The 12,803-nt window shown below is 54.7% G+C and carries 14 protein-coding genes; 3 read left to right on the forward strand and 11 right to left on the reverse strand.

Translation table 11 applies throughout. The features are described 5' to 3' along the window. Positions 1-13: 13 nt before the first annotated feature. On the reverse strand, positions 14-472 hold the full coding sequence (locus RHH27_RS09500; protein WP_225901551.1) for a co-chaperone YbbN: 459 nt from the start codon (positions 470-472) through the stop codon (positions 14-16). A gap of 32 nt (positions 473-504) precedes the next feature. Between RHH27_RS09500 and RHH27_RS09505 the strand changes: the two genes are divergently transcribed. After that, the gene (locus RHH27_RS09505) at positions 505-1,293 is read left to right on the forward strand and encodes a hypothetical protein (protein WP_302678147.1); all 789 of its coding nucleotides are present in this window, start codon (positions 505-507) and stop codon (positions 1,291-1,293) included. 74 nt (positions 1,294-1,367) lie between these two features. Next, positions 1,368-2,426: a recombinase RecA gene (recA, locus tag RHH27_RS09510; RefSeq protein ID WP_302678148.1), complete on the forward strand. Its 1,059-nt coding sequence runs from the start codon at positions 1,368-1,370 to the stop codon at positions 2,424-2,426. Here recA and RHH27_RS09515 read toward each other — a convergent pair. Then, positions 2,393-2,932, reverse strand: coding sequence for an N-acetyltransferase (locus RHH27_RS09515; RefSeq protein ID WP_302678149.1), 540 nt, complete (start codon positions 2,930-2,932; stop codon positions 2,393-2,395). The genes recA and RHH27_RS09515 overlap by 34 nt on opposite strands. A gap of 1 nt (position 2,933) precedes the next feature. Continuing rightward, positions 2,934-3,800 (reverse strand): tetratricopeptide repeat protein, encoded by an 867-nt coding sequence (locus tag RHH27_RS09520; protein WP_302676020.1) that lies wholly within the window; start codon positions 3,798-3,800, stop codon positions 2,934-2,936. A 226-nt stretch (positions 3,801-4,026) separates the two neighbouring features. On the opposite strand from RHH27_RS09520, the gene RHH27_RS09525 reads away from it, so the two are divergent. Further along, positions 4,027-4,296: a CD225/dispanin family protein gene (locus RHH27_RS09525; protein WP_149818861.1), complete on the forward strand. Its 270-nt coding sequence runs from the start codon at positions 4,027-4,029 to the stop codon at positions 4,294-4,296. Here RHH27_RS09525 and nagA read toward each other — a convergent pair. The 8 genes from nagA to RHH27_RS09565 form a co-directional block, all read right to left on the reverse strand. Next, positions 4,267-5,418: an N-acetylglucosamine-6-phosphate deacetylase gene (gene nagA / locus RHH27_RS09530; RefSeq protein ID WP_302678150.1), complete on the reverse strand. Its 1,152-nt coding sequence runs from the start codon at positions 5,416-5,418 to the stop codon at positions 4,267-4,269. The genes RHH27_RS09525 and nagA overlap by 30 nt on opposite strands. Then, positions 5,415-5,642, reverse strand: coding sequence for a ferredoxin family protein (locus RHH27_RS09535; RefSeq protein WP_011057929.1), 228 nt, complete (start codon positions 5,640-5,642; stop codon positions 5,415-5,417). The genes nagA and RHH27_RS09535 overlap by 4 nt, the downstream gene beginning before the upstream one ends. A 50-nt stretch (positions 5,643-5,692) precedes the next feature. Then, the gene (locus RHH27_RS09540; RefSeq protein ID WP_302678151.1) at positions 5,693-7,324 is read right to left on the reverse strand and encodes a helicase HerA domain-containing protein; all 1,632 of its coding nucleotides are present in this window, start codon (positions 7,322-7,324) and stop codon (positions 5,693-5,695) included. A 3-nt stretch (positions 7,325-7,327) separates the two neighbouring features. Then, a complete protein-coding gene (locus RHH27_RS09545; RefSeq protein ID WP_302678152.1) occupies positions 7,328-8,575 on the reverse strand; it encodes a D-alanyl-D-alanine carboxypeptidase in 1,248 nt (415 codons plus the stop codon). Between the two features lie 7 nt (positions 8,576-8,582). Beyond that, a complete protein-coding gene (locus tag RHH27_RS09550; protein ID WP_302678153.1) occupies positions 8,583-8,789 on the reverse strand; it encodes a DUF2839 domain-containing protein in 207 nt (68 codons plus the stop codon). Positions 8,790-8,848: 59 nt separating this feature from the next. Continuing rightward, complete coding sequence (gene cysC / locus RHH27_RS09555; protein ID WP_302679160.1) at positions 8,849-9,334, reverse strand: adenylyl-sulfate kinase; 486 nt, start codon at positions 9,332-9,334, stop codon at positions 8,849-8,851. A gap of 107 nt (positions 9,335-9,441) precedes the next feature. Further along, complete coding sequence (gene leuS / locus RHH27_RS09560; protein ID WP_302678154.1) at positions 9,442-12,009, reverse strand: leucine--tRNA ligase; 2,568 nt, start codon at positions 12,007-12,009, stop codon at positions 9,442-9,444. A 73-nt stretch (positions 12,010-12,082) separates the two neighbouring features. Further along, the gene (locus RHH27_RS09565; protein ID WP_206199946.1) at positions 12,083-12,781 is read right to left on the reverse strand and encodes a response regulator transcription factor; all 699 of its coding nucleotides are present in this window, start codon (positions 12,779-12,781) and stop codon (positions 12,083-12,085) included. Positions 12,782-12,803: the final 22 nt, after the last annotated feature.

Genomic DNA, 12,803 nt, shown 5'->3' on the forward strand with positions numbered 1-12,803 from the left:
GCAACTTCGGGTCTTAGGAGCGGTGGGACTCAGCAGGCAAGAGGCTAGGAAAGGAGTGGGCAAGCAGTTGCTGCAAGGCTTGACGAAAGTCCCCCTTGACAAGAGCAGGATCAAACCGCTGCACCAATTCGCCGCGCTCAAAGAAAAGAAGGGTTGGCAGACTCGTCAGTTGAAAGTGACGACTGAGGGCAAAGTTTTCATCGGCATTGATCCGAAGAATTTGCAACCGGTGCGGCAGCGACTGCTCCAGTTGATCCAGCAGGGGATCAATAAGGCGGCAGAGGCCACACCAAGGAGCCCAAAAATGCACGATCACAGGCACGGGGGCACTGCGAATTTGCCGCTGGAATCCTTCAATATTAAATTGCTGAATGCCCTTCACGTTGTTATCTCGGTTTGTCTTGGGATCATGGTAGCAGTCAGCGGCGGTTTTGCAGCAGCGATTTGCGGCGATCTGATGCCGTAGGATCAAAAATAGCTCATACGATCGATTGGCGCTCCCAAATGACCCCCAAGCCCACCCTTTGGCAAAAACTTTTCCCCCTGCTGTTACGGGAAGCGATCGCCACACTTCAGGGAATCAGTGAACTGCTTAGCAAGGCCACAGAGCAACTCAAGGGGGTGGCCACACAACGGGCGATCGCCCCAGAGCAGTTGACTCCGGAACGTTCATGGGTCAGTCGAGGGGCAGCCCTATGGTGGCAGGGAATGGGCTGGGTGCAGCAACGGCTGCCGAACCATCTCCAGGAGCGGTATAACCGCGCTACTCTAACTGGGATCGCGATCGCCCTACTTCTCATTTTGCTCTGGTTGAATCCCCTGAGTTGGTTTCAATCTCCCCCTCGGCCAACGGTGAAAGCAACCCAGCGTCCCCAACCCAGTGTCCTTGTGCAACCCCGCCCGGCACCCACACCAGTGGCGGCAACACCCGCCCCAATACCCCAGCCGACACCGACACCCACTCCGTCACCAGGGGCGATCGCTCCTTCCACTTTCGTCAGTGACAGCCTCACCGTCCGCCAACAATTGCTGGCCCTTTGCGATCGCTACAGCAACGCTCTTGATCCCACCCTCACCCTCACCCCCAGCGAACAGCGCTTGGAATTGATGCTGGCCAACAGTTGGTATGATCTCAGTCCTACAAAGCAGGATCAACTAGCCCAGAACCTTTGGCAAACTGCCCATGACTTGGGGTATCAGACCGTGATTGTGGTGGATACCGAAGGTCACCTGCTTGTCCGTGATCCGGTGGTGGGTGATAATGCCATCGTTGTGCGTCGCAAGCTGATCTAACTCACCCTCGCAGCTTAAGCCATCAATTTCGCCAATCCGCTAACCTAGAAAAGTGCCAACTTCTTCAGCTTGCTATGAGTGACACCACCCTTTCCCCCGAAAAGCGCAAAGCCCTTGAGCTTGCCGTCTCCCAAATCGAACGCAACTTTGGTAAGGGCAGCATCATGCGCCTTGGGGATGCCACCCGCATGAAAGTGGAAACCATCTCTAGCGGGGCACTCACCCTTGACCTTGCTTTGGGGGGTGGACTGCCGAAGGGGCGGATCATTGAAATTTATGGCCCTGAAAGTTCGGGGAAAACTACCTTGGCGCTCCATGCCGTAGCTGAAGTCCAAAAAGCCGGTGGCGTGGCTGCCTTTGTCGATGCTGAACATGCCCTTGATCCCACCTATGCGGCTGCCCTCGGCGTGGACATTGAAAACCTACTGGTGGCTCAGCCAGACACTGGCGAAGCGGGTCTAGAAATTGTTGATCAACTGGTGCGCTCGACAGCCGTGGATATTGTGGTGGTGGACTCCGTTGCCGCCTTGGTGCCCCGCGCCGAAATTGAGGGGGATATGGGGGATAGCCATGTGGGATTGCAAGCCCGCCTGATGAGCCAAGCCCTGCGCAAAATTACCGGTAATATTGGTAAAACAGGCTGCACCGTGATTTTCCTGAACCAATTGCGGCAAAAAATTGGTGTCACCTACGGTAACCCAGAAACGACAACCGGCGGAACCGCCCTCAAGTTCTATGCCTCGGTGCGCCTAGATATTCGGCGGGTGCAAACCCTGAAGAAGGGAACGGAGGAATTTGGGATTCGCGCCAAAGTTAAGGTGGCCAAAAACAAGGTGGCACCGCCCTTTCGCATTGCCGAGTTTGACATTATTTTTGGTAAGGGCATTTCCAATCTTGGCTGTATTCTTGATATGGCCGAGGAAACGGGTGTGATTAGCCGCAAAGGGGCTTGGTACTCCTACAACGGTGAAAATTTGGCCCAAGGGCGCGACAACACAATTAAATACATGGAGGAGAACCCCAGCTTTGCCCAAGAGGTCGAACAGCAGGTGCGGCAAAAGCTAGACCAAGGGGCAGTTGTCTCCGCCAATACGGTGACTCATACCCACGATGACATGGGTGACGGAGAATAGGGGCGATCGCCCGCAAGGGACTTCCGTAGGAGCAATTTCCGCTCTCCCCAAAAGGTGAAGCCTTCCTCAACCACTGCAAAGCCACAGCGGGCATATAACTGCTGTGCTGCTTGATTGTGAGCAAGGACGTGCAGATAGAGATCGCAATAGGTAGAGCAAAGGCTGCCCTCAACAGTGTGCAACAAGCGACGGCCAATGCCACGCCGCCGGTAGTCCGGATGCACTGCCAAATTGGACAGGTAAGGTTTGGGTTCACCCTTGATCTCACGGAGCTGCACTTCCACACTCCCCACACATAGAGCAGACGTTCCCATGGATATGACGGCTAGCCAACACTGGTAGTGGGGACGCTCGCGCTGCCAGCGATCGCGCAAATCCTGCTCCATCCCCAACTGGACAAAGCTGCGCCAAAGGGCTTGCCAACCACCACCGGGGTGAAAACTCAAGGCCACTAATTGGGCAATGCTGGCAAGGTCAGTGATCTCTGCCGCACGAATCTCAATCATTCTAGGGCTGAGGAAGGGCAGATTGCTCAGGTTGGAGTTGGCTCATCAGTGCCCGCAGAGGGGGCTTGGCCAATAGGGTTTGCGTATCGGCCACTAGGCGATCGCCCCAGAGGTTTTCCCGCTGGAATTCCACCGTGCCGTAGCGGCTATCGAGACGCAGGGCTTCCGCTGCCAGTTGTAGTGCTCTTGCTTCATTCCCCAGTTGCAGCAGGGCTGTGGCCAAAGCAAGTTTCGGCTCACTGGCTTTGGGGTCAATGTTTGCCGCCTGTTCCCAGTTTTTTGCCGCTTGGCGGATATTGCCTTGTTCATAGAGCACGAGGCCAATGTTGGTATAGGCTGGCCAAAACTGACGATCCAAGCGCAATGAGCGGCGGTATTGCTCGATCGCCCGATCCTTTTGTCCCAGTTTTAGATAGGCGTTGCCAAGGTTGAACCATTCCTCTTTGGCATCGGGTTTCAGTGCCAATCCCTGCTCGATCGCCCGCACTGAGGCTCCATAATGTCCGAGGCGAAAATGGGCAGAGCCTAAGTTGAAATAAGCCCCCGGATTTTTATCATTGAGTTTCAAAGACTGCTCTAGGGCTGGCACTGCATCCTTGGGTTGATTGACCGTGAGGTAGAGTCCCCCCAGCAATGCCCAAATTTCGTGGGCTTGAGGTGCCAACTGCACTGCCAGTTTTGCCCGCACCAACGCCTCTTGAAATTGCTGGAACTGTGCCAGTTGCAGGGCTTCTTGCGCCACAATAAAACCATTTTGCTCCATCTCCTTGGCATTGAGTTCAAGGGTGCGCGGTAACACCACTTGTGCCGTTGCCAGACTGCCACTCAGGAGAACAAGACCCAGACTCAGGGTTAAACGGGCAAGCATTTTAGGCACGATCAATTTCCGTGTTGCAAGCTAAGTGAATTCCTCTTTAGTTTGCCATACCCTACCGACGTTTGCGGTGACTGAGGGCAACTCTTGACAAAAGTGGAAGGGAGATGATTGCCTTTAGAGAAAAAATAGGCTAGCCTGTGCTTATTCAAAGATCGCTAATCAATTGCTGTCAATTTTTTAAACCCTATTCAAACCTGATTTTTAAGGAAATTTAACAATGAACCCTTCAAATGAAAACATTCCTAACTACATGGTTCCAGCGATTCTGTCCACGATTTGCTGCTGTTTGCCTTTCGGTATTGTCGCTATTATTTTTGCTGCCCAAGTCAATTCAAGGTTAGCAGTAGGCGATCGCGCCGGGGCGTTGGAGGCCTCAAACAAGGCCAAGCTATTTACTTGGATTTCGGTGATTGCGGGATTGCTCGGTGGTGCCCTTTATGCGGTACTCATGGTGCTCTCAATCATGGCTGAGCAAGGGGGGATGTAGCTCGCTGGCCAGTCGTTCATAGTGGTGGGGCGATCGCCAGCGCAGGAGATGACTCACCGGTTGCCCGAGTAACGCCGTCGTCAAACCAATGGCACGGCGGGGGTTCAGCGTTGCCAAGCCAAGAGCCGCCTCAAAATCACACACGCCCCAATCCACCAAGCGCCCCACCATTGCCAAGAGGGGAACCGTTGTGCCACAGAGAGTCCCATCCTCAAGGCGAGCAGTGCCATTTTTCACTGCAATGTGCCGTTGATCCCACGGGTAGATGCCATCCCCCAAGCCAAGGGGTGCCAAGGCATCACTGACCAAAAACAGGCGATCGCCTGCGCACTGCCACAACACCTTCAGCATTTGTGGATGAACATGCACCCCATCGCCAATCACACCGCACCAGACCCGCTGATCTGTCAAGGCTGCTGCTAACAGTCCCGGCTCGCGATGATGTAGAGGGGGCATGGCATTAAAGGCATGGGTGATCATTGTGGCACCGGCATCAAAAGCCGCCTGCGCTTCCTCCACGGTGGCCAAAGAGTGACCTAAACTCACGGTAATTCCCAACTGCCGCACATAGGGCAGCGCTTCACCATTGGTATCTAACTCTGGAGCAAGGGTGAGAATCTGAACGGTGTCACTGAACTCCCCTAAAACTGTTTGCACCCTTTCTAGGCTCAAGGGCTGAAGATGGGACTGAGGATGAGCACCGCGCTTCTGGGGATTGAGGAAAGGCCCCTCCAAATGCACACCTAAAATTTTGGCTTCAGGCTCTTGCGCATTGGGCACGTATTCGTGGATCACCCTCAAGGCAGTGTGAATTTCCGCTAGGGGAGCAGTCACAATCGTCGGGGCGTAGGCATCAATCCCCTCTTGCCAAAGATAGCGGCCAATTTTTGGCAGTGGTTCGGTGGTCTTTAACCAAGGAAAGGGAATGCCCAAGGCACCGTTAATTTGCAGATCGACGCCCCCAAGGGAGAGATAATCGCCGCCGAAGTCCAGCACCTCAGAGCCATCGGGGGGAATCAGGTCAGTGCCGATCGCCGTCACTTTACCATTTGTGAGTTGTACTTGTTGCCAGCGATCGCTCCCCAAAAGCCGCACGCGATCGAGCCATTGCTCAGTCATCATGCCGGCGTTGCTTGCAGATCAGGGCGTTCTTCAGGCACAATTGCCCCCTCCACGGGACACACTTGCAAACAAATGCCACAGTCAATACAGGTGGCAAAATCAATCCAGAACCAATCGGTGCCCTTGGCATTTTTCCCCGGTCCCGGATGAATACAGGCCACCGGACACGCCTCAACGCAATCGGCAACCCCTTCGCAGGTATTCGTGACAATGGTGTGCGCCACAGCGTTTTCCTCACTGAGAGTTGATTCAGGATCAATTCTAAAGCTCTAGGCTAGATCCCCAGATCTGACTTCGCCGCTTGAGCCGCCTCCAATAACATGGGTGTAGGGAGTTCCTCCCAATCGCGATCGCCGATCTCGGCATAGAAGGTTTCGTCATAGCTGCGGGTTTGGATCACCACAGGCATCGGCACCGCATGACCCAGCACAAGCGCCTGTTGTTTAGAATCCAGCTTGGCCAACACCGATCGCAACTGCTGCGAACCCGCCACCCCAGTGAAAATGGCCTCAATGTCCTTTTCATCGTTAAGGAGTGCGGTGATGCGGGTGCCAATTTGCGACATGATCTCGCTATCAATGCCCGAAGGCCGTTGATCAACAACGAGGAGCGTGACAAAGTACTTGCGCATTTCGCGGGCGATCGTCCCAAAAATCGTTTGCTTCACCGTCGCTGCATTCAAGAAGCGGTGAGCCTCCTCAATCGTGATCACCAGTTGACGCGGGCGATCGCTGGGATTCTTGGTTTGCAAAAAAATCTCCGACTGCTGCACATAGGCTTGGTGGATGCGGCGGGCAATAATATTCGTCGCCAGCATATAGGAGAGCATATTGGCTTGGGAGCCAAACTCAATCACCACATGTTGACCCGCCGCAAGAGTGTCCAAAATCTGACCAATGTAGTTCTTGGTACAGGTGTTGCGCAGGTACTTCAGTTGCTCTAGCCGTGTCAGTTTGCGTTGCAGCGCCATGATCGAGGCTTTGCTGCCCATCTTCGTTTCGCAAAACTCCTGAATCTCCTGATTTGTCATCACCAAAAGGCGACTAATCCAACCCTTGCCAAACTCATTGCGCAGAATAATGGCATTTTCGAGGCTGGCTTCTGAAAGGTTAAGTTCCCCCTGCACCAGCGCCAGATCCTCCACCTCAATTTGATCAAAGCCAATGTAGAGTTCTTGGGCATCGCGCACCCCCCGCCGTTGCGTGGATTCGGGATCAAGGGTATAGATCTTCACCTGCTGTGGAAACAGTTGCCGCAATCCCTTAACGGTGCTGACTGACTTGCCTTCACGGGTGGCTTCCCAGCCATACTCCGAGTGCATATCAAAAATCAAGTTCACTGCCGCCTGTTTGCGGATAATCCCCGACAGCAACAGCCGCGTTAGGAAGGATTTGCCCGTCCCCGACTTGCCAAAGATGCCGTTGCTGCGCTCGACAAAGCGATCCAAGTCCAAACAGATGGGGACTGCCATATCTAAGGGAGTGCCAATGGCAAAGTTGCGCCGCTGCGGATCGTCTTCCCAGCCAAACACGGCGCGAAACTCCCGTTCACTGGCCTCATAGACAGGACTGAAATGGGCAGGGATCGTTTTTACGGGCAGTAAATCCTGCTCATCGTTGAGGATCATCAACATCGGTGCCACACTTAGCGTCGCAAACGTGCCCGTACCCGCCAGTACCTCCTGCAAAAAGGTATCCTCAAGGGCGGGGGGATTGAGCAGAATGCGGGGATTGGCCGTACCAAGCACGACATCCGTCAGCAGACAAAAGAAGCGCGATCGCTGGCCTTGGATCACTAAAAATTGGCCGACCCGCAGTTCTTCTACAGAGACGTTGCCACACAGTCGTACCTCTAAGCCCTGACTGAGAGAGCCTTGGACAACAATTCCCAGTTGTTGTGCTGTCATCGTTTATTGCGCCTTCAGGAGCTGAATGCGTTGGGGGTCGCCAAACCGCGGAGCAGGGGCTTGGCGGTGAAATTCAGCACCCAGTCTTTGGGTCGCTTGTAGCGTTTGACTCAGGTGCTGCACATAGCGATCCTGTGCCCGCCGAAACCCTTCTAGGTTGTCTCCGCCATTGAGAAGCGCAAAGCAGACGGTGCCGTATTTTGCTGTGGGTAAGACGCCAACCAACGCACTCACATTCCAAAGAGAACCGGTTTTCACCAGTGTGGCAGTGGGTAACTGACGATACTCAACGGTGCCGCGATCGCGCCCCGCCATGGGTAGCACATCCGCCAAACTGTGGTTTTTCTGAGCGAGCATCTCCTGAAGCGCCAAAAGCATCCCACACGCCGCCCGGGGAGAAATGCGATTCTCCTCCCCCAGACCTGAGCCGTTGATCAGTTGAATTTCACTGGGGGGTACATTGGCTTTACGGGCGGCCACTTGAGCTACGGTTGCAGCACCCCCTGCCATTTCTGCTAGGGTTTCCGCAATCTCATTATTACTGTAGATATTCATTTGCCGCACAATTTCCCCCAAGGGGAGTGAGCGATGCTCGAGGCGCAGGGTAACACTCGCAGGGATCGTGCTTTGGAAGCGTGTTTCACCCGTCATACTTACTTGGGGGCGGGGTTGTCCCTTCAGGTGCTGTTCATAGGCCGTTTGAATTTCAGGCGTCCAGCGGCGGTGATCTAGGGCGAGTTTGAATAGCGCTGCGGCGGTCTGGGGTTCAGGGTAAAAGTTCATTACAAAAGGGGGAACGATGACTAAATTCCCCTGCACTTGACGAATGCCCAAGCGATTGAGGGCATTACCGATGGCGATCGCCTCCTCCCAGACAAAGAGGGGATCATTGCCGCCAATCAAGACCAAGTCCCCCCTGAGAACACCATTTTGCAGCGTGCCTGTGGTGCCGATGCGAGTCAGAAACTGATAGTCAAAGGGGTATTTATCCAGCACAGCAAGGCTCGTGGCAATTTTAGTGACCGATGCAGCCGCAAGGGGGCGATCGCCTTGGTGGTTCACGAGTAACTGCTGAGCACTTTGAACCCAGATGCCCTGTTGATTGGGAGAAAAACCCTCCTGTGCCAATGTTTGCAGGTAGCGATCGCGATACTGATACAGTGCCACCTCAGAGGGAAAGATGACTGCCTTTAATGCCTCAATGCGCGGCTGTCCCCAGTACCATGCCAATGCTGCCAACAAATCTAGCATACCCGTTCTAATTTGCTGTCAATTGCCACCATCCCAAACTGGGGCCAATAAAGCGAACTGTGAGCCAAATGACTACCAGTAGGCCAATGCCGACCCACGTGCCCCGCGTCACCCACTTCTGAATCAGCAGCAGTTGCTCCTTCTTGAGCCAGCCCCCCTTTTCTTGACCGTAGGCCTCACCAAGGGTTTCCTTGCGCCGTTTTGCCTCACCCATACTCGCTGCTCGAACGGTTACAATCTCTATCCTAGATACTTTTGCGGGGCAATGACCCTCTAGGACTCAACGATTGGGCACACCACACCAAACTTCGCCAGCTTTTGCAACACCTTAGCCGCACTCTCCTCAATCGTCTCCAAATCCGTGCGGCATTCCACCTCTGGATTCAAGGGTAGCTCATAGGGGTCATCAATCCCCGTAAAATTGCGAATCTCCCCTGCCCGCGCCCGTTTATAGAGTCCCTTTACATCCCGCTGCTCACACACTGCCAAGGGGGCATTCACATAAACCTCAACAAAGCGGCCAATTTTATGCCGCACCTCATCCCGAATCTCGCGATAGGGCGAAATTGCCGAGACAATCACGATCACCCCGTGGCGAGTCAGCAGTTGAGCCACAAAGCCAATGCGGCGGATATTTTCATCCCGATCCTCTTTAGAAAACCCCAGCCCCTTTGTCAAATGCTGGCGGACAATATCGCCATCGAGAAGTTCAACAGCATGGCCAGCCGCCTGAAGCTGCTTGTGGACATAGTGAGCCAGCCTTGTTTTACCAGCCCCAGAGAGACCAGTAAACTAGAGAGTTAAGCCTTCGGAGTGGGTCATAGGAGGTCAATACAGTTAAGTGGACTGCGGCAACCAGTGAGGGTCTAGGGGGCTAAGACAAAGTTCACTAACTTGCCGGGAACGACAATCACTTTTTTGATCGTTTTGCCCGCTAGGTAGCGTTGGCCAATCTCCGACTGCTTGGCGGCTTCCTCCAGTTCCACTTGACTAGCTGTGGCAGGCACTTGAATCGCGCCACGGGTTTTGCCCATGACCTGAATGACAAGGGTGATTTCATCGGCAACGAGGGCAGTGGGGTCTGCTTTTGGCCAAGGCTGGCGGTGGATGGAGTCGGTGCCGCCCAGTTGGTGCCAGAGTTCTTCGCTGATGTGGGGGGCAAAGGGGGCGAGTAGGGTGAGTAGGGTTTGGATGCCTTCGCTATAGACCCCCGAAGTGTGGCAGTCGGCACTGCCAAGGGCATTACTGAGTTTCATTAGTTCGGCAACAGCGGTATTGAGTTGATAGTCGCCTTCCAGATCGTCGCTAATTTCTTTGATGGCAGTGTGAATGGCACGGCGCAGGTCTTTTTCCGCTTTAGTCAGGGTAGTAGGTAAGGGTTGGCCAAGCTGACCGCCATTGGCTTTGAAGGTTTGCACGAGGCGCCAAACGCGGTTGAGAAAGCGAAATTGGCCTTCGACATCGGCATCGTCCCACTCGAGGTCTTTTTCGGGGGGCGCCTTGAAAAGGATGAACATGCGGGCAGTATCCGCCCCGTACTTCTGAATCACATCGCCGGGGGCAACGCCGTTGTACTTAGATTTGGACATTTTTTCATAGACCACCTCTAGGGGCTCCCCTGTGTCCGGGTCGGTGGGTTGGCTGAGATCGGCGATGCGGCTAGGAATGATGTACTTGCCCGTGCGCGGATTTTTGTAGGTGCGCCCTTGAACCATGCCTTGGGTGAGTAGGCGTTGGAAGGGTTCACTGACATGGACAAGCTGGCGATCGCGCAAAACTTTGGTGAAAAAGCGCGAGTAGAGCAAATGGAGAATGGCGTGCTCAATCCCCCCTACATACTGATCCACGGGTAACCAGTCCTTGATGGCCGCTGGGTCAAAGGGGGCTTCACTGTTGCGCGCATCGGCGTAGCGGAAGTAGTACCAAGAGGAGTCAATAAAGGTATCCATTGTGTCCGTTTCCCGCTGGGCAGGGGTACCACATTTCGGGCAGGGAACATCGCGCCACGCCGCAAGTTTGGCCAAGGGAGAAGGGCCACGACCGCTAAACTCCACCTCTTCTGGCAGCAGCACAGGTAACTCTGACCGCGGCACCGGCACCGCCCCACACTGCGGACAGTGAATGATCGGAATGGGCACACCCCAGTAGCGTTGGCGAGAAATGAGCCAATCCCGCAGCCGATACTGCACTTGTTCGCGTCCCCAACCTTGGGTAGCAGCATACTCGGTAATCGCTGCTTTGGCGGCGGTGGAGTCCATGCCATCAAATGGACCACTGTTGATCAATCTCCCCGGCTCCGTATAGGCGGCCTTGAGGCGGGCACTGGCTTTGCCGTCTGGGGGAATAATCACTTGGCGAATGGGGAGCTTGTGGGCTTTGGCAAACTGAAAATCGCGCTCATCGTGGGCAGGTACGCCCATCACGGCTCCAGTCCCATATTCGTAGAGGACATAATCGGCAATCCAGATAGGAATTTCCTCCCCAGTAAAAGGATTGACGGCTTTGCCACCGGTGGCCACACCGCGTTTGGGGCGATCGCCCGCTGTGCGTTCCATTTCACTTTCCTGTTGGACACTAGCAATAAAGGCTTCGACGGTTTTGCGGCGGCGGCTAGTGGTGACTTTCGGTGTCAGGGGATGTTCGGGCGCCAGCACCACGTAGGTCACCCCATAGACGGTATCGGGACGGGTGGTAAAAACGGCAATTTTCTCATGACTGCCAACAATTGGGAATTCCAGATAGGCACCCGTGGACTTGCCGATCCAGTTGGCCTGCATCAATTTCACCCGCTCTGGCCAGCCCGTCAGTTGTTCCAAGTCATTCAACAGTTCCTCGGCATAGGCGGTAATTTTCAGGAACCATTGCTTAAGCAGTCGCCGTTCCACTAAGGCGCCCGATCGCCACGATCGCCCTTCGCTATCCACCTGCTCATTGGCCAAAACTGTTTGATCCACGGGATCCCAGTTCACCGCTGCTTCCTTCTGGTAGGCCAAACCCGCCTCAAAGAATTCCAAGAAGAGCCATTGCGTCCAGCGGTAGTAGTCGGGGTGACAGGTGGCCACTTCCCGCTCCCAATCGTAGGACAGGCCAAGGCGTTGCAGTTCTTGGCGCATTTGGGCAATGTTTTGCTGTGTCCAGACGCGAGGATGAATCCCCCGTTCAATGGCGGCATTTTCTGCCGGCAGGCCAAAGGCATCCCAGCCCATCGGGTGGAGAACGCGATAGCCCTGCATCCGCCGACAGCGGGCAATGACATCGGTAATCGTATAGTTGCGGACGTGCCCCATATGCAGATTCCCGGAGGGGTAGGGAAACATCGAGAGGGCATAGAATTTCGGCTTTTGCGGATCGGTGTTGGTGCGATCGATCTGGCGGGCAGCCCATTCCCGTTGCCACTTGGCCTCAATCACTTGGGGGTCGTAGCGATCGTCCACAACAGTTTTCCCAAAAGAACAGCTTATCTATTGTATCTGGCACGTTCCTCTCCAAGATACGGCAACAGTGGTCTTAGCTTGCCGGTGCCGCAACGGGGCGTAGCCGATAGCCTTGACCATAGACCGTTTGAATTAGGGAGGGTTCGTCGGCATGCTCAATTTTGCGCCGTAGCAGTCGAATCTGGGCGGCCAATAGGTTGCGATTGACACAGGTCTGATCCGGCCACAGTTGACTAGCAATCAATTCATGGCTGAGAAGTTCCGTCGGGTGCTTGAGGAAAAGAGCTAGGAGCGCTGTTTCCTTCTCAGAGAGGGAGATACACTGTGTTCCTCGGTAGAGCAAGCGACCTTCGACATCGAGCCGCAGATCCTGCCAGCAAAGAATCGGTGCCGTACACCCCATCGTGTGGCGCCGTCGCAGCAGTGCTCGTACCCGTGCCAGCAATTCCCGCAGTTCAAAGGGTTTAACCAAGTAATCATCAGCACCGGCATCCAGACCCCGCACCCTGTCATCCACCGTATCTCGAGCAGTGAGAAAGAGAACGGGAGTCTCATCACCGGCTTGGCGCAATCGTTGACAAAGTTCTAGCCCCGTAGGCGGTGGCACCATCCAATCCAAAATTAAGAGGTGGTAGGGGCGCTGCGTTTGCCAGTAGGTTTGAGCCGTTTCACCATCGTAGGCCACGTCAACGTGGTAGCCCTCTTGGCGCAGGATGTGACCCAAGGGGTCGGCGAGTTCCGTTTCATCCTCTAGCAGCAGAATGTGCTCCACAACATCAATTGATGGCCGATGG

The sequence above is a fragment of the Thermosynechococcus sp. PP555 genome (genome assembly GCF_031583225.1).
Taxonomy (GTDB): Bacteria; Cyanobacteriota; Cyanobacteriia; order Thermosynechococcales; family Thermosynechococcaceae; genus Thermosynechococcus.